At 65.3% G+C, this 18,094-nt stretch carries 25 protein-coding genes; 18 read left to right on the top strand and 7 right to left on the bottom strand.

What is annotated here, in order from left to right; translation table 11 throughout:
* The first annotated feature begins 1 nt into the window (after window position 1).
* The 4 genes from gp17 (at window position 2) to LZK98_RS11555 (ending at window position 1,516) form a co-directional block, all read left to right on the top strand.
* On the top strand, window positions 2–391 hold the full coding sequence (gene gp17 / locus LZK98_RS11540) for a tail completion protein gp17 (RefSeq protein WP_233782501.1): 390 nt from the start codon (window positions 2–4) through the stop codon (window positions 389–391).
* A gap of 11 nt (window positions 392–402) precedes the next feature.
* Window positions 403–864 (top strand): phage tail tube protein, encoded by a 462-nt coding sequence (locus LZK98_RS11545; protein WP_233782502.1) that lies wholly within the window; start codon window positions 403–405, stop codon window positions 862–864.
* The gene (locus LZK98_RS11550; RefSeq protein WP_233782503.1) at window positions 864–1,226 is read left to right on the top strand and encodes a hypothetical protein; all 363 of its coding nucleotides are present in this window, start codon (window positions 864–866) and stop codon (window positions 1,224–1,226) included. Before LZK98_RS11545 ends, LZK98_RS11550 begins: the two co-directional genes overlap by 1 nt.
* Window positions 1,227–1,306: 80 nt before the next feature.
* Window positions 1,307–1,516, top strand: a complete 210-nt coding sequence (locus LZK98_RS11555) for a hypothetical protein (RefSeq protein ID WP_233782504.1) — start codon at window positions 1,307–1,309, stop codon at window positions 1,514–1,516.
* On the opposite strand, the gene LZK98_RS11560 is transcribed toward LZK98_RS11555, so the two are convergent.
* Window positions 1,513–1,977 (bottom strand): zinc ribbon domain-containing protein, encoded by a 465-nt coding sequence (locus LZK98_RS11560; protein WP_233782505.1) that lies wholly within the window; start codon window positions 1,975–1,977, stop codon window positions 1,513–1,515. The genes LZK98_RS11555 and LZK98_RS11560 overlap by 4 nt on opposite strands.
* A gap of 66 nt (window positions 1,978–2,043) precedes the next feature.
* Here LZK98_RS11560 and LZK98_RS11565 point away from each other — a divergent pair, with 66 nt between their 5' ends.
* From LZK98_RS11565 to LZK98_RS11630, 14 genes are all read left to right on the top strand, one after another.
* On the top strand, window positions 2,044–4,386 hold the full coding sequence (locus tag LZK98_RS11565; protein ID WP_233782506.1) for a hypothetical protein: 2,343 nt from the start codon (window positions 2,044–2,046) through the stop codon (window positions 4,384–4,386).
* On the top strand, window positions 4,376–4,969 hold the full coding sequence (locus LZK98_RS11570; RefSeq protein WP_233782508.1) for a hypothetical protein: 594 nt from the start codon (window positions 4,376–4,378) through the stop codon (window positions 4,967–4,969). The genes LZK98_RS11565 and LZK98_RS11570 overlap by 11 nt, the downstream gene beginning before the upstream one ends.
* An 8-nt stretch (window positions 4,970–4,977) precedes the next feature.
* Window positions 4,978–5,592: a hypothetical protein gene (locus tag LZK98_RS11575; protein ID WP_233782510.1), complete on the top strand. Its 615-nt coding sequence runs from the start codon at window positions 4,978–4,980 to the stop codon at window positions 5,590–5,592.
* Between the two features lie 9 nt (window positions 5,593–5,601).
* A complete protein-coding gene (locus LZK98_RS11580) occupies window positions 5,602–6,033 on the top strand; it encodes a DUF6950 family protein (RefSeq protein WP_233782511.1) in 432 nt (143 codons plus the stop codon).
* Window positions 6,030–9,623, top strand: a complete 3,594-nt coding sequence (locus LZK98_RS11585) for a phage tail protein (protein WP_233782513.1) — start codon at window positions 6,030–6,032, stop codon at window positions 9,621–9,623. The genes LZK98_RS11580 and LZK98_RS11585 overlap by 4 nt, the downstream gene beginning before the upstream one ends.
* A 3-nt stretch (window positions 9,624–9,626) precedes the next feature.
* On the top strand, window positions 9,627–10,046 hold the full coding sequence (locus LZK98_RS11590) for a hypothetical protein (RefSeq protein ID WP_233782514.1): 420 nt from the start codon (window positions 9,627–9,629) through the stop codon (window positions 10,044–10,046).
* Complete coding sequence (locus tag LZK98_RS11595; protein WP_233782515.1) at window positions 10,046–11,368, top strand: hypothetical protein; 1,323 nt, start codon at window positions 10,046–10,048, stop codon at window positions 11,366–11,368. The genes LZK98_RS11590 and LZK98_RS11595 overlap by 1 nt, the downstream gene beginning before the upstream one ends.
* Window positions 11,361–11,681, top strand: coding sequence for a hypothetical protein (locus tag LZK98_RS11600; protein WP_233782516.1), 321 nt, complete (start codon window positions 11,361–11,363; stop codon window positions 11,679–11,681). The genes LZK98_RS11595 and LZK98_RS11600 overlap by 8 nt, the downstream gene beginning before the upstream one ends.
* Window positions 11,678–12,103 carry a hypothetical protein gene (locus LZK98_RS11605; RefSeq protein ID WP_233782517.1) on the top strand — a complete coding sequence of 142 codons (426 nt, stop codon included), beginning with the start codon at window positions 11,678–11,680 and terminating at the stop codon, window positions 12,101–12,103. The genes LZK98_RS11600 and LZK98_RS11605 overlap by 4 nt, the downstream gene beginning before the upstream one ends.
* Window positions 12,104–12,129: 26 nt before the next feature.
* Window positions 12,130–12,711: a lysozyme gene (locus LZK98_RS11610; protein ID WP_233782518.1), complete on the top strand. Its 582-nt coding sequence runs from the start codon at window positions 12,130–12,132 to the stop codon at window positions 12,709–12,711.
* Window positions 12,708–13,094, top strand: a complete 387-nt coding sequence (locus tag LZK98_RS11615) for a hypothetical protein (protein ID WP_233782519.1) — start codon at window positions 12,708–12,710, stop codon at window positions 13,092–13,094. Before LZK98_RS11610 ends, LZK98_RS11615 begins: the two co-directional genes overlap by 4 nt.
* Window positions 13,091–13,489: a hypothetical protein gene (locus tag LZK98_RS11620; RefSeq protein WP_233782521.1), complete on the top strand. Its 399-nt coding sequence runs from the start codon at window positions 13,091–13,093 to the stop codon at window positions 13,487–13,489. The genes LZK98_RS11615 and LZK98_RS11620 overlap by 4 nt, the downstream gene beginning before the upstream one ends.
* Window positions 13,489–13,764: a hypothetical protein gene (locus tag LZK98_RS11625; protein ID WP_233782522.1), complete on the top strand. Its 276-nt coding sequence runs from the start codon at window positions 13,489–13,491 to the stop codon at window positions 13,762–13,764. The genes LZK98_RS11620 and LZK98_RS11625 overlap by 1 nt, the downstream gene beginning before the upstream one ends.
* Window positions 13,765–14,038: 274 nt before the next feature.
* A complete protein-coding gene (locus tag LZK98_RS11630; RefSeq protein WP_233782523.1) occupies window positions 14,039–14,455 on the top strand; it encodes an HIRAN domain-containing protein in 417 nt (138 codons plus the stop codon).
* 290 nt (window positions 14,456–14,745) lie between these two features.
* On the opposite strand, the gene LZK98_RS11635 is transcribed toward LZK98_RS11630, so the two are convergent.
* The 6 genes from LZK98_RS11635 to LZK98_RS11655 form a co-directional block, all read right to left on the bottom strand.
* The gene (locus tag LZK98_RS11635) at window positions 14,746–15,765 is read right to left on the bottom strand and encodes a tyrosine-type recombinase/integrase (RefSeq protein ID WP_233782524.1); all 1,020 of its coding nucleotides are present in this window, start codon (window positions 15,763–15,765) and stop codon (window positions 14,746–14,748) included.
* Window positions 15,651–15,932 (bottom strand): helix-turn-helix domain-containing protein, encoded by a 282-nt coding sequence (locus LZK98_RS20710; protein ID WP_406693342.1) that lies wholly within the window; start codon window positions 15,930–15,932, stop codon window positions 15,651–15,653. Before LZK98_RS20710 ends, LZK98_RS11635 begins: the two co-directional genes overlap by 115 nt.
* Window positions 15,932–16,408 carry a hypothetical protein gene (locus LZK98_RS11640; protein WP_233782525.1) on the bottom strand — a complete coding sequence of 159 codons (477 nt, stop codon included), beginning with the start codon at window positions 16,406–16,408 and terminating at the stop codon, window positions 15,932–15,934. The genes LZK98_RS20710 and LZK98_RS11640 overlap by 1 nt, the downstream gene beginning before the upstream one ends.
* Window positions 16,405–16,785 (bottom strand): hypothetical protein, encoded by a 381-nt coding sequence (locus LZK98_RS11645; RefSeq protein WP_233782526.1) that lies wholly within the window; start codon window positions 16,783–16,785, stop codon window positions 16,405–16,407. The genes LZK98_RS11640 and LZK98_RS11645 overlap by 4 nt, the downstream gene beginning before the upstream one ends.
* Before the next feature lie 169 nt (window positions 16,786–16,954).
* Entirely contained in the window at window positions 16,955–17,707 is a 753-nt protein-coding gene (locus tag LZK98_RS11650) for a hypothetical protein (RefSeq protein ID WP_233782527.1), read from the bottom strand.
* The gene (locus tag LZK98_RS11655; protein WP_233782528.1) at window positions 17,707–18,093 is read right to left on the bottom strand and encodes a hypothetical protein; all 387 of its coding nucleotides are present in this window, start codon (window positions 18,091–18,093) and stop codon (window positions 17,707–17,709) included. Before LZK98_RS11655 ends, LZK98_RS11650 begins: the two co-directional genes overlap by 1 nt.
* Window position 18,094: the final 1 nt, after the last annotated feature.

Raw genomic sequence — 18,094 nt, forward strand, 5'->3', positions numbered from 1 at the left:
CATGTCCATGACTGCGGCGCTGCGCGATCGGCTCATCTCGGCCGGCCTTGCGGAAGGGCGCGTATATCGTGACGAGCGCCTCCAGAGTTCGCCGCTGCCGGCATTGGTGTTGTTCGTGGTCAGCGATCCACGGCCGAGCACATACGACGGCCGACAGGATCTGCGGGAAACGCGTGTCCAGTTCGACTGCATGGGCAGTACCCGCGGCGACGCCGACGCTCTCGCCGAGCAGGTGATCAACACGGCCGAGGGGGCGGTCACGATCGGCAACGTCAGGTTTCACCGCATCTTCTTCGAGGGCCCGCGCCACACCTGGGGCCTCGCCCCCGACGGCTCTCGAACCTTCGTTTCTTCGCTGGACGGGCTCGTCTGGCACTCACCGGCCAACTGAGGAGAATAGCCATGCCGGAAACACAGGCCATGATCGGCTATGGCACTCGGGTCTTCATGCAGGCAACGCCCGAGGCCACGGTTCTTACCGAACTCGGAGAGGTGACAAACGTCGGCCTACCTAACGAGCAGCGAGCAAAAGTTCAGGCCACCCACTACATGAGCCCCGAGGAGACGCATGAATACATCTCTGGCTTGATCGATCCCGGCGACGCCCCGATGACGATTAACTGGGTGCCCGGAAAGCCGACGGACACGCTTCTCAGCGCGGCGAAGGCGGATGGCAAGCGCCGCCTCTTCAGGGTCGTGCCGCCCGGTGGCCGGCAATATACCTACCCCGTCATCGTGACAGGGAAGGCACCCGCCATTCCGATCGACGACAAGATGACCTGTGAGATGACGCTCGGGATTGCCGGAGCGGTTGTCGAGGTCGCCGCCTTCGCCGATCCGACGCAAATCGAGGAGGCCCCGTAATGGCGACGCCTGACGGCAGGGTAGCGTTCGAAACCGGCGGCAAAGCCTACGAGCTCCAGTTCACGATCAACCGGATGTGCGTGCTCGAGGACCATCTCGACACCGACATCATGAGGATCGGCATGGAGCTCGATCGCGGCGTGAGCATGAAAACCCTGCGGGCGCTGTTCTGGGCCGGCCTCGGCGAGAAGGAGATGACGCTCGCCCATGCAGGCGAGGTGATCGACGCGCTTGGCGTCAAGCGGGCCGTCGCTGCCGCCACCGAGGCGTTTCGCGCGGCACTCGCAGATGATGAAGCTGACGATGACGGGGAGGGGAAAGGGGAGCGAGAAAACCCTCGGAAGGCGGCGACCGCTGGCTGAGGGCACTGAAGGGGTGGGTCGCGCAAGGCTTTCCCCCTTCCGAGTTCTGGCAGCAGACGCCGCGAACCCATCAGTCGATCATGCGCGGCGCCGTCGAGCTCCAACGCCGGGCCTATCGTCAGTCGGCATGGCAGGCGCAGTGGATCGGCGTCCTCGCACAGGCCGATCCGCGCAAACAGCCGAGCATCGACAAGATGCTGGGGAACAAGCCGAAGCCGATGACCGGAGAACAGATCGACGCCGCGATGCGCGCATGGGCCGCCGCGGTGAACGTGAAATTTGCCGCTTAGTCGAACTGAACGCCCACAGAGGAGGCTAATGCCAATCTCTTGCCACTGCGGTATCCATAGGCGCTGACGTGCTCCGTCGTCTGCAAAGGTCGGCGGAGGCTGGAGCAAGAGAGCGCCAGGAGCACGCCTCGCTTGCCATCGGCGGGTATATCAGCCCACAGGCGCTCGTCCACGTCCATGCGCGTGTTGTCTGAGCTGATTGACCGGATCAGGCGCGCATTCTGCGCCTGCTCGATCAAGCGCTGGCATTCCACAACGCGCTCCCGCGAATAGGGCTCGACCACTCGTGCGGTCGACCCGTTGGGACCGGAGCCTATCCCATTGACGAGCCATAGCGCGATCGCCCCGATCACGGCGGCACCAACGAGTTTCGACCAAGGGAAACCGAAGCGGTAGCCGCAATGTCGGCACACCTGCGCGTCGTCCTGAACCTGCTCGGCACACTGCGGGCACTTCTTCATCGGCCACCTCCCCAAGACGGGGGAGGGTAGCCAGCACCACAACGCAAGTCCATTCGGAGGTGACGGATGCCATCGTCGATCATCGGCGCTCTGCGCGTCACCCTCGGTCTAGACTCCGCCCAGTTCGAGGCGGGCGCATCTCGCGCCGAGAAACGGGCGGAGCAAATCGGATACCGGATCGGCCGGTCCCTGCGTGCGCCGATTGATGCGGCCGTCTCCCTTCGCGGAGCACTGGTAGCTCTTGGTGGCGGCGCGATTGTCGCCGCCGCTCAGAAGGCGCTCGATTACGCCTCGTCCCTCGGCGAGGTGGCGCAACAGCTAGGCGTCACGACAAAGGACCTTCAGGAGTACCGGTATGCGGCAAGCCAAGCCGGCATCTCGCAAGAGGAGATGGACAAGGCGCTTTCGAAACTGACGCTGACGATGGGCAAGGCGCGGGATGGAGCCCAAGGTCCCAAGCAGGCGTTCACCGAACTGAGCGGAATCCTCGGCCGCGACATCCTCCGCAGCGCGCAGACGGCTGGTGATGCGATCCCGCTGATCGCAGACGCTCTCGCCAAGGTCGAAGACCCCTCAAAGCGTGCTCGACTGGAAATGGAGCTGTTCGGCCGCACGGGGCAGCGCCTCGACACCCTGCTGGCCGGCGGCTCGGCGTCCATCAATCAGCTGCGAGATGCGGCACAGGACCTCGGAATCGTCCTCAGCGAGGAGCAAATCGCGAACGCCGACCGTACCGCCGACAAGCTCACCGAGCTGAAGATGGTGTTAGAGGCGAACATCGCCGGCGCCGTCGCGAACAACGTGAACTCGATCTACGAGTTCGTCGATTCTCTAACCGCCCTCATAGCGAAGGTTCCGGCGGCGATTCGAGCACTTGAGAATTTTCGGGCGCGTCTCGTGCAAGCGGAGACGATCGGAGCACAGTTCAGCCCCTTTGCTCCGAACCAGAAGAAGATCGAAGCGCGATCCGCCAACGCGCAGGCGCGGATCACCCTCGCCACGAACAGGATCCGGGATCGACTGGACACGCTCCCGGCCAACCAGCGGCTCGGCGCGTTGAAGAGATGGGGCGCCACGGACGATCAAATCCGGGCTCTCGGGTTCGACCCATCGCCTGCCGCGCCGGCGGCGCGTGGTGGAGCCGGGGCCGGCACATCTGATGCCGAGGCTGCTGCCGCCTCGCGCAAAGCGGCGCAGGCGCAACGCGAACGCGAGCGGCAGGCGGAGGAGGCCGCGCGGCGGGAACGGCAATATCAGGAGGAGTTGTCTCGCTCGCAGGTGGGCTATCTGCAGGCGCAGCAGGACCTCACCGTCGATCAGGTCGAGCGCGCAGCGCTGGAGCGCGAGATCAGTTGGAAGGAGCACCAGCAGCGCCTCCAGTCGATCGATACCGACAAGGACCTGACGCAGGCGCAGAAGGCGCGGCTGACCGCGATCGAGAACGAAACACAGGCGCTACGCGACGACCTGATCAATCGGCGCGAGAACGAGGAGCTCGCTCGGCAGGCATATGAGATCGCCTCCGCGCAGAACGCGAATGAGCAGGATCTCCTGCGAGCTCGAGCGGAGCTGGCGCGCACGGCAAAGGAGCGGCGAGACCTCGAACTGAAAATGCTCGACCTTCAGTTTCAGCAGCTGAACGCGGAGCAGGACCGCATCATCAACTCGCGGGATTCCAGCGCCGTCGAGATTGAGATCGCCAAAGAGCGAAAAAAGACGCTCGCTCAGCTTCAGGGGCTCGCCGCCGCGTCCGTTGAGCGTCAGAACCAAGGCCCGCTGGGGCAGTATCTCGATAGCATCCCCCGCACCGCCGACGAGATCAACGAGGCATTGGAAGGTGTCCGGACGGACGGCATCAGGGGGCTGATCGACGGGCTCGCTGAGGCGGCTGCTGGCACGCGCTCCCTTGGTGACGTGTTCAAGAATGTCAGTCAGCAGATCATCGCCGACCTGGCGCGCATCGCGCTCCAGAAGGCGATTACCGGTGCGCTCGGCAATGCGCTCGGTGGCCTGTTTGGCGGCGGTGGCGGAGGGGGCTCGCTCTCCGGTCTGCTAGGCGGCTCGGCACCGTCGAGCCTATTCGACGGCGGCCTCGACCTGGGCGGCCTGATCGAGTTCGATCCGTTCAAGAGCTTCGGCGGGTTCCGTGCTGGGGGAGGCTCGGTCAGCGTCGGAAAGACCTACATGGTCGGCGAACGTGGGCCGGAGCTGTTCTCTCCGGCCAGCTCGGGCTCGATCATATCCAACGACAATCTCGGCCGCGGACCGATCGAATTGAAGGTCTACGCGGACGAAGGCGCGATGTTCGTGCCGCGCGTCGAGGCGATCAGCAGCGACGTTTCGGTGCGGCATCTGGACAAGGTCGGCAAGGCTCAGTCCAACATCGGGAGGCGTCGCATTGGCCGTTGATCTCACCGGGCTGAAGATCGGAGGCGGCTCGCAACCCGTTCCGGTCGACTTCGGCGGGACGCTGACGCCGGCGCTCGGCGGCCCGGTCCAGCATATCGACCGGGTCGGTTCGCGCTGGTCGTGGCAGATCGTTACGCCAACGATGCACGAGGAGCCGGACGGCCGCATTTGGCGCGCGCGGCTGCATAAGGCCCAGAAGACAACGGGACTCATCCTGATCCCCGAGCCAGACCTGGTCATCGGTAATCCGGGCGCGCCCGTCGTCGCCACCAATATAGCTGCCGGGCGGCTGCTCGCGATTTCTGGTTTGACGGCGGGTTTCGTGATCCCGGAGGGCAAGTGGCTGTCGCTCATCGTCAACGGTCAACGATATGCAGACAAGGTCGAGGAGCAGGTTACTGCTTCCGCCGGCGGCACGGCGACCGTGACGCTGCGCAACCTGCTTCGCGTGCCACTCGCGGGCGGGGAAACAGTCGAGCTTGCCGCCCCCAAGCTGGAGGGATCGATCTCCCCTGATATCGGTGGCGTGATCGACGACAACCGGCACACCTCGTTCAGCTTCACTATTACGGAGGACGCATGACGCCGCAAATGACCGCGGCGCTGGACGCACCGCGCAAGCTACTGGCCGGTCTGGTCCGGATCGAGCTGCCGAACCACACGCTGCGCTTGTGCGACGGATCGGCTGCCATCCAATGGGGGGCGGACGTGTTCGCCGGCAAAGACAGCGTCTATGGCACGATCGGCGAGGTCGAAATGATCAACGAAGAGGTCGGCGACGTCATGCCAGGCCTCGATATCTCGATGCTGCCGCCGGCCCTCTCTGCGGCTCAGGATCTGGTCAGCCCCGCGATGCAGGGTGCTCCGGTGCGCGTCTGGCTCGCAGTCATCGATCCGGTCCTCGGCACCGTCATTCCCGATCCTGAGCTGTTGTTCGCCGGTGAGGTCGATCAGCCGGTGCTCGAGGTCGAGCGCGGCACGCGTCGGGTGACCTTTCGCTGCGCGAGCGTGTTCGAACGGCTGATGGAGCCGGAGGAGGGCGCCCGGCTCTCCGACAGCTTCCATCAATGGGTCTGGCCCGGAGAACTTGGCATGTCGCGGATGACCGGCACGCCGATCAACAAGCTGTGGGGGCCGGGAGACAAGCCGCCCGCAGCGACGCAGGTGCCGCAAATCCCGCGGCGTGGCGTGCAGCTCTATTTCTAGCGAGGGACGATGACCGAGATCGAACGGCGCGTCGCCGTGACGCGCGCCACGCAGGCGCGTTTCGCGGGGAGGCCGCACGCCTATGGTTCCGTCGACTGCGTGCGCGTGGCGGCCTGGCACTTGCGCAAGATGGGGCGGAAGGTGACGGGGCTGGCGAAGGCCGGGTCCTACAAGACCGCCAAAGGCGCGCGCCGGGCGCTGACGCGCGCGGGCTTCTCCAGTCTGGTCGACGCGATCCAGGCCAATGGGCTCGTCGAGATCGCGCCTGCAGCGGCACTTCCCGGCGACCTGATGACCTCGGCGGGGACCGACGATCTCGAAGCGATCTGCATCTATGCCGGCAACGGGGCGATGCTCGGGTTTTCCGAGGAAGCGATGGCGTCCGGACTGCAGGCGATCCGCATCGCCGATTTCAGTGCGATCAGGGCCTGGCGCGCATGAGCGGGGTGTTCCGTGCCGTCGGCGCCATTGCGAGCGTCGCATCGGTCGTTCTGATGTTCGTGCCGGGCGCGCAGCCGATCGCGCTCGGGCTCAAGGCTGCGCAGGTCGCCGCGATCGCCGGCGCGACCGCCGCCGCGGCCGGCATCGGCGCGCAGCTCACGGCGAAGCGTCCGTCAAACGAGCGGCAAGGGCTCCAACTCAACTTCAAGATCGATCCCGGCGCGCCGATCCCCTATGTCGTCGGGCGAACGGCTGTGGGCGGAACGATCGTCCACCACGAAACCTACGGCACCGACAATCACTATAACACCTATTTCGCCGTGTTGTCGGGCGGGGGTCCGTCGCGGGCAATCGAAGCGTTTACGGCCGATCGCGCGGTGGTGCCGTTCAGCGGCACGTCCGCCCAAGGCTATTACGCCCGCTGGCTTTGGCAGGACCGGCAGCTCGGCGCCACGCCTGAGGCGCGCGCGCTTGGCCACGGTGTGGTCAATCCGCCCTTCGGCAGCATTCCAGCGACGGTGCCAGGTTGGGGCACGGCCTACAAGTTGTCCGGCTATACGGCGGCATCGATCACAATGCTGTTCGACACCAAGGCGCGCCGCTACGCCAACGGCGAACCTCTGCCCGGCTGGATCGTCCAAGGCCCGTTCGTCTATGACCCCCGGCTCGACAGCACCTATCCCGGCGGATCGGGACCGTGCCGTATCGACCAGCCTTCGACATGGGTGTGGAGCGAGACGCCGGCGCTCCATGCGCTGAAGTGGCGCCTCGGCATCTTCCATAACGGCAAGCGGATCATGGGCGTCGGCGCGCCCGTCGACCTGATCGACCTTCCACGCATCGTCGAAGCCGCCAACGTGCAGGAGACCAACGGCTGGAAGGCGGGCGGCGAACTCAACAGCGGCATGGACCGCTGGGACGCGTTGAAGATGATCGAGCAGGCGGGCGGCGCCGAACCGATCGCCAATGGCGCAATGATGTCGACGCTGCAGAAGATGCCGCGGGTATCGATCGGGCGGATCGAGACCAAGGACGTCATCGGCGACAGCATGGCCATCCCGGGCACGCGGCCGCGACGGGAGCGCATCAACGGCTTTCGCGCGCGCTTTCGCAGCGAGCCGCACGGTTGGGAGATGGTCCCGATCGATATTGTCCAGGTGCCGCAGTATGTCGCCGAGGACGGGCGCGAGGTCACCGGCAGCGGCGACTATGACCTGGTACAAAACCCGGATCAGGCGGCCAGCCTTGCAGCCTATGAGGTGTTCGACAGCCGGGAGCTGATGCCCATCCAGCTTGACGTCGGGCCGCGCTTCATCGGCTACCGGATCGGCGACTGCGTCACCGTCGACGTCCCCGAACTCCTGCTTGAGGAGCAGGATTGCATCATCCGCGGTCGCAGCATCGATCCGGCGACCGGCGTCGTCACGCTCAAGCTCGCGACGGAGACCGCGGGCAAGCACGCCGCCGCGCTCGGCCAGACCGGTACGCCGCCGCCGACGCCCACGCTGCATTACGATCCGCTCGACGTGCCGGCGCCGGATGCAGCGGATTGGGACGCCTTGGGCGGCACCGTCGCGGATGGTGATTTCGAGACGCCGGCGCTGATCATCACCGGCGCCGTCGCGAACTCGGCGGCCGATGGCGTCGTGTTCGACTATCGGCTGACCGGTAGCGGCGATGATGCTTGGACCGGCGCGTCGATCGAGAGCGCCGATACGACGCGCAAGGTCATCACGGGCGTTCTCCCCGAGACGAGTTACGACGTCGGCATCCGCTACAAGGTGACGGGCGTCATCGGTGACCGCCTGGTGCTCGGTCCGTGCGTCACCGGGATCGACGGCGCCACCGAACTCGCGCTGTTCGCGCAGACGCTGGCGAACGGCAAGTCGACGATCTTCCCTCAGCCGACGCCGCCGACGGCGGCCGAGAGCAAGGAGAATGACTACTGGATCGACACCGACGACGGGAACAAGCCGTACATCCGGCTCGCCGGTGACGGCACGCTCGGGCTTGGCGCGAGCCAGTTGCTTCTCGGTGACGCGCCCCTGTTGATCGCGCCATGGGCGTCGATCGAAGATGAACGGACGCTGGAAGCGCTGGAGCAGCTCGCCGCGATCGGCAGCGACAACATCCTGTCGCGCGGGGAGAAGCCGCAGTTCGTCCGGGAATGGGGCGAGGCGCAATCGCGTTACGCCAACCTCGACGCCAAGGCCGCCAGCTTCGGCAATGTCGCCGCCGCGCGCGCCAACCTGACGTCCGCGAAGAATGCGCTGGCATCAGCCATCGCGTCGATCAGCCCGGCCTACAACGACACCTCGCAGGACAGCCCGATCAACGGGGCGGCGCTGCAATCACTGTGGGCGAACTTCTATGAGGCTTATGCCGTACTCGACGTCGCGATCACGGCGCAGACGCTGATCGTCCAATGGTCGGCTGACGGGGTCAACTGGCACGACACGTTCAATCCGGCGAGCGATGTCTACCAGCGTCAGTCCGCCGACAATGGCGCGAGCTGGGGGCCGGCGATTCGCGTGGTCGGCGAGGAAGGTGCCAGCGGCACCAACGGGCAATACACGAGCATCGTGTTCCGTCGGGCGGCGACCCAACCCGCGACGCCGACGAGCACGACAACCCCGCCGGCGGGATGGAGCGACGCGCCGCCGGCGGATGATGGCGTAACCGCGCTGTGGCAGTCGAGCGCGGACTTCCGGGACGGCAACCGCATCAGCGCGGGCTGGTCGACACCTTACAAGGTGGTGCCGATCGGCGTGACCGACTTCGCGGACGAGACCGCGGCCAACCAGATCACCGTGACGCTGGGACAGACAATGGAGGTCCCGGCGGACTACCAGGGCACCATCGCCGCCGGCGTGCTGCCGAAATACAACCAGATCAAGGTCATGCGCGGCGATATCGACGTCACCACCGCGAACGAGACGACTTATGTGATCCAGAACGCGACCGGCGGTTGCGACGGAAATGTCTCAGTCGACAATACCGCAGGGTCGGGGACGAAGGGTCGCCAGCAGATCGGGACTGGGTTCAATGCCACCGGCTCATACGAGATCGTCGTGTCCTATCGCGGTAATCAGGCGGCGCCACCGATCAAGGTAATCGTCACGAAGGTCCTGGCCGCGCCGCCGACGGGTGGGGGCTCCGGCACCGAGGGCTATTCGAACAATGGGTCGTTCGATCCGACCGGCCTTGGCGTCGGATCGACCACGATGTTCGAGATCGGGCGCATACCCGCCATCACCAAGGCAGCAGGGCAGACGCAGGCTAACCTGAGCTTCAATGCGTCATATACCGTTGGCGGTACGGCGAATGTCGTTCGGCGGATGATCGCCAAATGGCAGGTCAGCCCCGCTGCGGCGAACAACTGGACCGATGTCACCGCTGCTGTCGACGGATCGAACGCGACCTACAACAACTCGACCGGAGACTCGACGATCGGATCGATCTCGGTCCCTGGCACCTACGCGATGGGGACAGGGGCCTTCGATTTCAGGGTCGTCGCGTCAATCAACGCCACGACCGGCAACGCTTCACTCTTCATCGAAAGCGGCAGCGGCGCCGTAGTCACGAGCTGACCCATGGACAGATGGTGGATCATCGAGCTGGAGGGCGGCGACCTCCTGCAGAGCCTCGACGCGCCCGGGACACGCGGCACGCCGAACGGCGTCCGCTCGGCCGAGCTGCCACGTCGGATCGATTTCGCGACCGAACGCTGGGATTGGGAGCGAGGCGAGATCGTGCCGCATCTCGACGGAGTTCTGGCGGCAATCGACCTCGAGCACGGCCGCGATCGGATCGCTCGGGCGCACAGTCGCAAGCTCATCGAAGCGCTGCTGATCACGGCCGGGGTGCCAATCGATGGCCTGGTCGCGCGCGAGGCTCGGGAAACCGGACAGGATCTCGCCGACCTGGTGAGGACGATCATCGCCAAAGCGGACGAGGGCGCTTCCGCCGAGGTGATCAGGATTTGCGCGAAACGCGCCGCAAGGAGCATGTGATGGCCGATCCGACGCCTTTTGACAGCCTGACGCCGACCGATACTTTGGCGGCGACCGACCAGATCCTCCTCAAGCGAGGGGCGATCTATTGCCGTTTCACCGGCCAACTTCCGGTGATTGCCGCCTCCGGCAATATTGGGATCGGTAGCCCCTCTCCGCGTACCAAACTTACGGTGAAGCCGCCCAGCGCCCCGGTCGACCCGGTTGGGAGATTACCTTTCGAGATCGGCGAGGACACGGACAATCCGGACTATGGTATTCGTCAGGGTCTCGTCTTTCAATCGGGCACATGGACCGGTGTCATCAATGTTGTGACTGGCGGCGTCGGCGGGCCGCTATCCCTCAATCCGTCCGGGGGGAACCTGCTCGTTGGCATCGCGAATGGAACCGAGCACCGTATTCGCAAACTGGTTGCGAGCAATGCGGGCGCCGCAATCCTGAACGTCATGGGAGAAGGCGCCTTGACCGCCACCTTCTATGCGATCACCGGCGGGCAGGGATCGAGCGCGAATGCGGCGGTTAAGATCGGGACGGATGGGGTGACCGGTCGATCCATCAGCACGGGCGGCACGATCAACGTCAATGGCGCCGACTACGCCGAATATATGACGAAGGCCGAAGGGTGCGGCACTATCGCGCCCGGCGACGTCTGCGGCGTCACGGCAGAGGGCCTGCTGACCCGTACCTGGTCGGAGGCAATCGGCTTCGTCGTGAAATCGACCGATCCCGCCTATGTCGGCGGAGACAGCTGGGCTCAGCAAATTGGAACGCGCCCCGAGGCGCCGGCGCCGATTGGCGAGGAGCCGGTGCTGCCGGATTTTCCGCCGCCGGCGCCCGGGGATATGCCGCTAGCCGAGGATGGCGAGGCCTCTGAGACCTACCAGCAGCGGGTCGCTGCCTGGGGCGCTCAGGTGACCGCCTATTGGCAGGCGCTGTCGGCCTATCAGCAGCAGGTGGCCGCTTACCCCGCGGCGCACACCGCCTGGGTCGAGGCAAAGGCTGCGTTCGATACCGCGCAAGCGCAATACGAGACTGACCTCGCCGACTGGGAAACGGCGCTCGAAGCGGCGCGCCAGCGGGTCGACCGCATCGCCTTCTCCGGTCAGGTGCCAGTCAACGTCGACGCCGATACGCTCGCCGCCTGCGAGGCAGCGCTAGCGGCCGGCACCGGTGTCTATCTGATCGCCGCGGCGAACGGCGGCGGGATCAAGGCGATCGCCGTCGCCGAGGCTGACATGACGCTGCCGCTCTACATGCGCCGGATCGGCAAGGTCTGGGCGATCCGCGACGGCCGGCCCTGGGTGGACGTGCAGCATGGGTAAGCGGCTTGTCCTAGTCGGCGCCCTGCTGGCGCTCCTCGGCTGCGATCAGGTCGGCGCCGACGGCTATTCTTTCGAGCGGAAGGAATTTGACCGAAAGACGGTGACGATCACCCTGGTCGAGCACAAGTCGCTCAGGGAACTGCGCGCCGCGGCGCCGCCGGGGACGCCGGGCCGCGACACCCTGTTCGGCTTCTCGATCCTCAAGGCCGACGGCACCTGCGAGATGCACGTCATGGACCCCATGGTGACTTGGGCGCCCGAGCACCGCGGCCATGAAGACGCGCACTGCTTCCACGGAAGGTTTCATTCGTGAACGAGCCCAAGCTCCTCGACCTCGGCGTACAGGCGGCTGCCGGCGGCGGAAGCTTTGCACTGACCCTTTATGCAATCCGATGGGCCTTGAACTGGCTGACGGGTCGTGTCGATCGTCGTGAGGCGCTTGTCCAGGCCCAGGAGGAGAAAGTCGACCGCGAATGGCAGGCGATCCGCGAGGCCCTGGAAGGCCGGATCGAGAAGCTGGAGGCGCAAGTCGACAAGGTGACGCGTGAAAGCGAGGCGTATCGTCTGGCGTTCCACCATGTTGCCAAAGCGCTAGTCGCGGCCGATCCGAACCATCCCGCGCTCACGATCGCCGACCAGATCCTGTCGGTGGCGTTCCCGCTCGACCTGCGCACGCTGGCGGAGCGTGCCGACCTGGCGCTGGACCGCGCCGCGGCGGCCAAGCCGGCGGAATAGCCGCCGCACAATCGGAGACATCGACCATGACCAATCACCTCGCCGCGGCGGGCCGGATCACCGTGCCCGTCGCGCTGGAGATCGCCGGCCACGAGGCGCTGGTGCAGGAAGCCTATCTCGACAGCGTGAAGGTCTGGACTTGGGGCATCGGTGTCACCGACAAGTCGGGCCATCGCGTCCAGCGCTACAAGGATAATCCGCAGCCAATCGCGCGGTGCGTCGAGGTCTTCATCTGGCTGCTGCGCACCAAGTACCTCCCCGAGGTCCAGGACGCTTTCGCCGACTGCGCCCTGACCGAGGCTCAATTGGCCGCAGCGCTGTCGTTCCATTTCAATACGGGCGCGATCCACCGTGCCGATTGGGTGCGCGCCTGGAAGATGGGCTCGGTCGAGACCGCGCATGCCGCGTTCATGAATTGGCGTAGCCCCGCATCGATCATTCCGCGCCGGGAGAAAGAGCGCGACCTGTTCTTCGACGGCGTCTGGTCGAACGACGGCACGACGCTGCACTATGATGTGCGCAAGCCCTCCTACACGCCGAATTGGAGTTCTGCCCGCCGGATCGACATCTCGGGCGAGGTCCGCACCGCGATCGAGGCGGGCGTATGAGGCCGCAGCCGCAGACCTACGCCGAGCGGCTGCGCGGCACGATGAGCTGGGCGCTGCTCGGAGCCGGCATCGTCTGCACTGGGTTCGCCGTCGGGGCGCTGCTGATCGCCTGGCGCGGCGGGTGGCCGGCCGGGACCGAGCATCAGCGCCTCTCGATCGTCGGCTGGGCACTCCTCGGCGCCCTCGCCGGCATGTTGGCCGTCATCATCAGTCTCGCGATCGGCGGGCCGGTCGGCCGCTTCAAGGCCAACGTCGGGCGCGCCGGCGTGGGGCTGGAGGCGGAGGACCATGATCTGCCGCCAGCGGCGACGGTCACGACAACCACGGTGGTCAACCCGGCGGCTTCGGCCGCGCCGCCGCAGACGGAGGAGAAGCGGACATGACCCTTGCGCTCCTCTCGCGCTACTGGCGCGAGCTAGGCCTTGCATTCCTCGCCGTCATCATCTGCGGCATGGTATTGCTCGACGCGCGCCACGCCTCGCAACGCGACAAGGCCCGCGCCGAGCTTGCGGCCGAGCAGGCTCGCCACGCTGTCACGCGACAGTCGGTCGAGACGCTGACCGCGGCGCTCGATGTCAAAAACCGCGAGAGCGAGGCGCGCGCCAAGGCCTACGAGGAGAGCAAGGCCGCCAACGCAAAGGCCATCGCCGAACTCGACCAGCGCTACAAGGCCACCGCGAGCCGCGTGGAGGCGCTGCGGGCGATGGCGAAGCAGTTCCCCGCCAATCCGGCCTGCCGCGCTCCGGCGGCGCTCCTGGCGCAGCTGGAGGGGCTGTAATGCGCACGATCGTCCTCGCCGCGCTGCTGCTCGCCAGCTGCAAGACGCCGCCGGCGCCGGGCATCGAAGTCCGCACCGTGACGAAGACGGTGGAGGTCCAGCGCCCCTGCGCCGCGACCAAGCCGAAGCGACCCGCGCCGATCCCGCTCCCGATGCCGACGGACGCGCTTCAGCTCGCCGCGGTGCTCGGGGCCAAGCTCGCGGAATATGCCGGGCCGGGCGCCTATGCCGATCGCGCCGAGGCGGTGATCGACGAATGCACGCGGGCGAAATAGCGGTGCGCTGCACCTATTGCGGCAGCGGACGCCACCAGAAGCCGCTGTGCCCGCACACCTGGTCCGGCTCATCGGCGCGGACACACCTCCGCTGCTCCTACTGCGGTGGCCGGGATCATGCCTACGAGGCGTGCCCGAAGATCATGGCGCCCCATCGACGCGACTCGAACGCCTATATCTTGGACCGCTAGCCGAACAGCGGCTTGCTGGTAAGGCGCAGCGCGTCCTCCTCGCTCATATCGCCACGGCCGGCCGGCGTCGCTATTATGGGCGCATGGCTGACGAGCTTACCCTCGCCGTCGTCGGGATCGACTATGCGAACGCGGATGGCAGCAACCGCCGCTTCGAGATCGGCCTGTGCCGGCCGGGCGATCCGATCGAACTGCGGCCGGAGCCGACGAACGAACACGATGAGCTCGCCGTAGCCGTCTGGCGGCCAGGCGGCGGTCAGATGGGCTACGTCACCGCAGAGCGAGCGCCCTTCGTGCGCCAGCGGCTGGCTACCGGCTACAAGGCGGTCTTTCAGGGCGTCGCCGGCTCCGCTGCCTATATCCGCGCGCGCTTCGGCGGTGGTGATCCGACGCTGCCGCCGGCGCCAGCCGAACAGATTGCGCACGCTCCGCCGCGGCGATCGAGCTACGATCCCGACGCATTCTATCCCGATCCGGACGGCCCAGAATGGGGCGCATAGGCATCCAGCAACATTCATGTGGGGGTATCGGTGGGGGTATCCAAGGCGCGCCATCCAGAAGGATCGGCGGAAATCCGCCGCAAACAGCTTCTAATTGGGTAGGTGCCGGGCCCACCAGCGCCGCGCAGGGTAAGCAGCGGCGGAGTTGATGCGAGCCTCTAAGCGCGGCCGTCCGACGGCGCGGCTTTGCCACGGCGCCTTGCATGCAGTTCAATGAAGCCGCTAAGGGCCGTCACGTCGGGGAGTAGCGCAGCCTGGTAGCGCATCTGCTTTGGGATACGATCAAACATCTAGGATTTCTGCCGCTTTTTGCGCCGTTGTGACGCGGAATGTGACGAAAGTGCTGCGGAAACCCGATCGAAGGCGGTATCGGCTGCGTCGGGCTTGATGTGAGCATAGCGCATCGTCATCGATATGTCGGAGTGCCCAAGGGCGTCCTTCACATCCGCAATATCGGCGCCGTTTTGCCGCGCCCACGACGCGAAGGTGTGCCGCAAATCATGGAACCGGACGTTTTCTAGCTTCGCGGCCTTGAGAGCGGCTTTCCACCGCTTCTCGAAATTCGTGATATCGAACACGCGCCCACGACGCTGGTCGATCGCCGTGGTCGATAGGGCGGCCAAGAGCTGCGGTTGAATGCGCACCTCATGGTTTTTATCGCCCTTGGCGACAACCTGTATACGCTTCGCACCGAGGAACACCTGCGACCAATCCAAATCGAGGATGTTGCGCTTCCTCAAGCCAGTGGTCACCGCGCAGATCAGGATCGGCTTCAGGCTTGGCTCGGCCGCAGCAAGTAGCGAATCCCATTCCTCAAAGGTGAGGAAGCGCGTACGACCCGGCGGCTCCTTCGTCTTGAGCGCGTCCCATGCGAGATCGGGGATAGGGGCATTGTGGACCTTGGCGACATAGCGCAATGCGGCCCGGAGGATCGTCACCTCGCGATTGACCGAATGCTGTTGAAGGCCATCGCCCCGTCGGCGAGCGCGATAGTCCATGACGGTCGAGTTGGTGATCGAGCCGAGCTTGCGGTCCTTGCCGATGTAGTCTTCCAGCTTGCCGAGCTGATTGAGAATCGTCGCGCTGGATGAAAGGTCTTTGGCGTGCTCGTCGTAGTAGATCTGGCACAGGCGGTGCACGGTCCATTCCTTCTTCCGCTTGCCGCGCTTGCGCGCCGCCAGCTTATGGTCGTCCTCTACCTTGAGAGCTTCCCTCTTGCCCGTCTCGCCCGTGCTGCCTCGAAATCGCTGACCGTCGATCGAGAAGCTGAACCACCAGTATGGCGAGCCTTCTCTTCGGTAGAGGGACATTGGCGGGAGCTTTCGACAAATTGGGTCAGATCATCGAGGGTGTATCGGATCGCGCGCCCGATCAAGACGTAGGGCAGCCGCCCGGCCTGGCGCTGCTTCCGAAGCGTACGCGGGCAGAGCTTGAGCGCATCCGCCGCCTCGTCCTCAGTGAGAAGCGCCGGAAGCATCACCCCTCTCCCCCAACATCTATGCTCTTGGTGGAGAGCCGCTGATCTTGGGCGATGCCGTCTTCACCATCGCAAGGCATCATTTTGCGGCGGCGGATCAGTGACTTTAGGCTGCCGAGCGCGCCGACCTTTCGTTGCGGCCGCTTGCCCCAAGCTGGCTCGCCATCGGGGGCGAACCACTGCCGATAGTACACGGCCAATGCGCCCGAGCGCTCGGTTTCGACGATCTCGTGGACACGAACTTCTAGCCAGCCGTAGCCCTCCACGTAGTCGTCCTCGCTTGCGAACGTCCACACCTCGCTAATCGGCGCGCCGTCGCGGTCGCGGCCGGAATCAATGGTGCACATTGCATAGCCCTGCGACCGATAGTGTTTGCGCGAGGGATCGAAGCGCGAAGCGCCGAGACCCGTAGGGGATCGGTCGACAGACGATAGCCCGGTGCCGTCAGGCACGCGCCCTGAAACAGTATCGCTCATCCTACGCTCCCTTCGCTTGGGTGGAGGAGGGCGAGGATGGCGTCGACTTTGGTGAGGGCTCTCTTGCGCCGACCGTGCCAATGCCCAAGCCCATCGGTCGGCAGCGCCTCGTGCCACGCGTCTGGGTCGATGATCCGCGCAATCTCCTCCTCCCGCCCTACGCCGGCAGCGGGTGATGGGTAGGAGCCCTGTTCGGTCCCCTGTGGTGGGGAGAGGCGGGAGAACGCCGCTACGACCTTTTCATAGGCCACATGCGCCGCGTCATCGTCCAGCACGCCGAGCCGGCGGAGGTGGTCGGAAAGTTCGAATAGGCATTCGCCGAGCCGTTCGGCTCCATCCGCCGCTTCGGGCTGTTCGGGTGCTTGATGGTTGGTCATGGTTCGAATCTCTCATCATGGCACTCGATCAGTGGGCGACGATGTATCGGGCAATAAAGCAGATCGCCGATGTTGATGCCTGATCGGTCAAGACGCATCGTCTCCATGTAGAGGAAATGCTGCTGTTCTTCCTCTTCGTCGGTGAGATTGCGACATTGAAATTTGCCCATTACTTCCTCCCCGCCGCGAGGGCGCGCAGGCTTCGCAGTTCATCCATTCGGATATAGAACGCGATCACCTTGTCGCCCGGCGCTTCGCTGTCGCCGATAGGCAGCACCTTCGATAGCGCCTCCCTCAGCGCCGCGATCTCCGCATCCGGGGAGGGTGCTTGCTGTGGGGCGGTAGTGGCGGCGTCTTTCCGCGCCTGATAGGCGACCGCCATATTCCAGCGCGTGAACCGGAAAGCATCCAATTGGCTCAGGTCTTCCGGCTCGCGGTACGCCTTGCGGACCCATTCGTGAGCCTCGCTTTCAGTGTCATTCACGCCCTCTTGGGGATCGGCAACGATGGCGACGGGAGGCGTGGCCTCCAATGCCTCAAGAATGCTTTCGTAGCCAAGTTCAATCGTGGCGATCTCGTGCATCTGCCGATATGTTTCGACAATGACGGCATCCTCCCCCGGCTGTGGGGCGGTAGGGGCGGCTGCGAGCATAGCGGACCAGATTGCAGATGCTTTGGCGGTATCGAATACCAACTCCGCGTTCCAAACTGTCGTTAACATCTCCTCGGTCGGCTCCCTCGGCACCAGCACCCACCCCTCCGGAACCCGTGGGACTTCCTGCTCGGCGAAGGCGGCGCGGACGTGATCTCGCCACCAATATGCGCCGCGACCTTCGACCTTCTCGCCGAGCCAGTGACCGTCCAGCGGACCCTCGCCGAGCAGGAATGTCAGGATTTCGCGCGCCCGTTCTTCTCTGTTCATCACATCGTGTCCTTGAGCGTGGCGCGGGCGCGCTGCTGAGCGTCGTCGAGAAGCTGATAGATCGCCGACTTGCGCTCCTTACGGAACTCGTCGTCATCCTCCTGACCGCGCTTCGATCGCCGGATCGGCTCCGCCCATTCGATGAGGTCGTCTGCCTGCATGAGCGTCTCGATCGCGAGCGCTGCTTCGTTGAGCGCCTCCCGCAGCACCCGCACTTGCTCGGCGGATGACTGGAGGGCGGCGCGCTCCTCGCGCAACTCGGCGATCAACTGACGGATATCCGGGCCGACGATAAGCATGTGCCAGTCATCGCGGCTCGCGTGGCGCTCAAGGTCATCTAGCTTTTCTGGCGAAAGACGGCGCTCCACAGCTACGGTCTCAGGCATC

This window comes from Sphingomonas cannabina, assembly GCF_021391395.1.
Classification (GTDB): domain Bacteria; phylum Pseudomonadota; class Alphaproteobacteria; order Sphingomonadales; family Sphingomonadaceae; genus Sphingomonas; species Sphingomonas cannabina.

Coding starts and splice junctions, on each gene's coding strand:
- gp17 (WP_233782501.1), top strand. CDS start 2: ATGTCCATGACTGCGGCGCTGCGCGATCGGCTCATCTCGGCCGGCCTT.
- LZK98_RS11545 (WP_233782502.1), top strand. CDS start 403: ATGCCGGAAACACAGGCCATGATCGGCTATGGCACTCGGGTCTTCATG.
- LZK98_RS11550 (WP_233782503.1), top strand. CDS start 864: ATGGCGACGCCTGACGGCAGGGTAGCGTTCGAAACCGGCGGCAAAGCC.
- LZK98_RS11555 (WP_233782504.1), top strand. CDS start 1,307: ATGCGCGGCGCCGTCGAGCTCCAACGCCGGGCCTATCGTCAGTCGGCA.
- LZK98_RS11560 (WP_233782505.1), bottom strand. CDS start 1,977: ATGAAGAAGTGCCCGCAGTGTGCCGAGCAGGTTCAGGACGACGCGCAG.
- LZK98_RS11565 (WP_233782506.1), top strand. CDS start 2,044: ATGCCATCGTCGATCATCGGCGCTCTGCGCGTCACCCTCGGTCTAGAC.
- LZK98_RS11575 (WP_233782510.1), top strand. CDS start 4,978: ATGACCGCGGCGCTGGACGCACCGCGCAAGCTACTGGCCGGTCTGGTC.
- LZK98_RS11580 (WP_233782511.1), top strand. CDS start 5,602: ATGACCGAGATCGAACGGCGCGTCGCCGTGACGCGCGCCACGCAGGCG.
- LZK98_RS11585 (WP_233782513.1), top strand. CDS start 6,030: ATGAGCGGGGTGTTCCGTGCCGTCGGCGCCATTGCGAGCGTCGCATCG.
- LZK98_RS11590 (WP_233782514.1), top strand. CDS start 9,627: ATGGACAGATGGTGGATCATCGAGCTGGAGGGCGGCGACCTCCTGCAG.
- LZK98_RS11595 (WP_233782515.1), top strand. CDS start 10,046: ATGGCCGATCCGACGCCTTTTGACAGCCTGACGCCGACCGATACTTTG.
- LZK98_RS11600 (WP_233782516.1), top strand. CDS start 11,361: ATGGGTAAGCGGCTTGTCCTAGTCGGCGCCCTGCTGGCGCTCCTCGGC.
- LZK98_RS11610 (WP_233782518.1), top strand. CDS start 12,130: ATGACCAATCACCTCGCCGCGGCGGGCCGGATCACCGTGCCCGTCGCG.
- LZK98_RS11615 (WP_233782519.1), top strand. CDS start 12,708: ATGAGGCCGCAGCCGCAGACCTACGCCGAGCGGCTGCGCGGCACGATG.
- LZK98_RS11620 (WP_233782521.1), top strand. CDS start 13,091: ATGACCCTTGCGCTCCTCTCGCGCTACTGGCGCGAGCTAGGCCTTGCA.
- LZK98_RS11625 (WP_233782522.1), top strand. CDS start 13,489: ATGCGCACGATCGTCCTCGCCGCGCTGCTGCTCGCCAGCTGCAAGACG.
- LZK98_RS11630 (WP_233782523.1), top strand. CDS start 14,039: ATGGCTGACGAGCTTACCCTCGCCGTCGTCGGGATCGACTATGCGAAC.
- LZK98_RS11635 (WP_233782524.1), bottom strand. CDS start 15,765: ATGTCCCTCTACCGAAGAGAAGGCTCGCCATACTGGTGGTTCAGCTTC.
- LZK98_RS20710 (WP_406693342.1), bottom strand. CDS start 15,932: ATGCTTCCGGCGCTTCTCACTGAGGACGAGGCGGCGGATGCGCTCAAG.
- LZK98_RS11640 (WP_233782525.1), bottom strand. CDS start 16,408: ATGAGCGATACTGTTTCAGGGCGCGTGCCTGACGGCACCGGGCTATCG.
- LZK98_RS11645 (WP_233782526.1), bottom strand. CDS start 16,785: ATGACCAACCATCAAGCACCCGAACAGCCCGAAGCGGCGGATGGAGCC.
- LZK98_RS11650 (WP_233782527.1), bottom strand. CDS start 17,707: ATGAACAGAGAAGAACGGGCGCGCGAAATCCTGACATTCCTGCTCGGC.
- LZK98_RS11655 (WP_233782528.1), bottom strand. CDS start 18,093: ATGCCTGAGACCGTAGCTGTGGAGCGCCGTCTTTCGCCAGAAAAGCTA.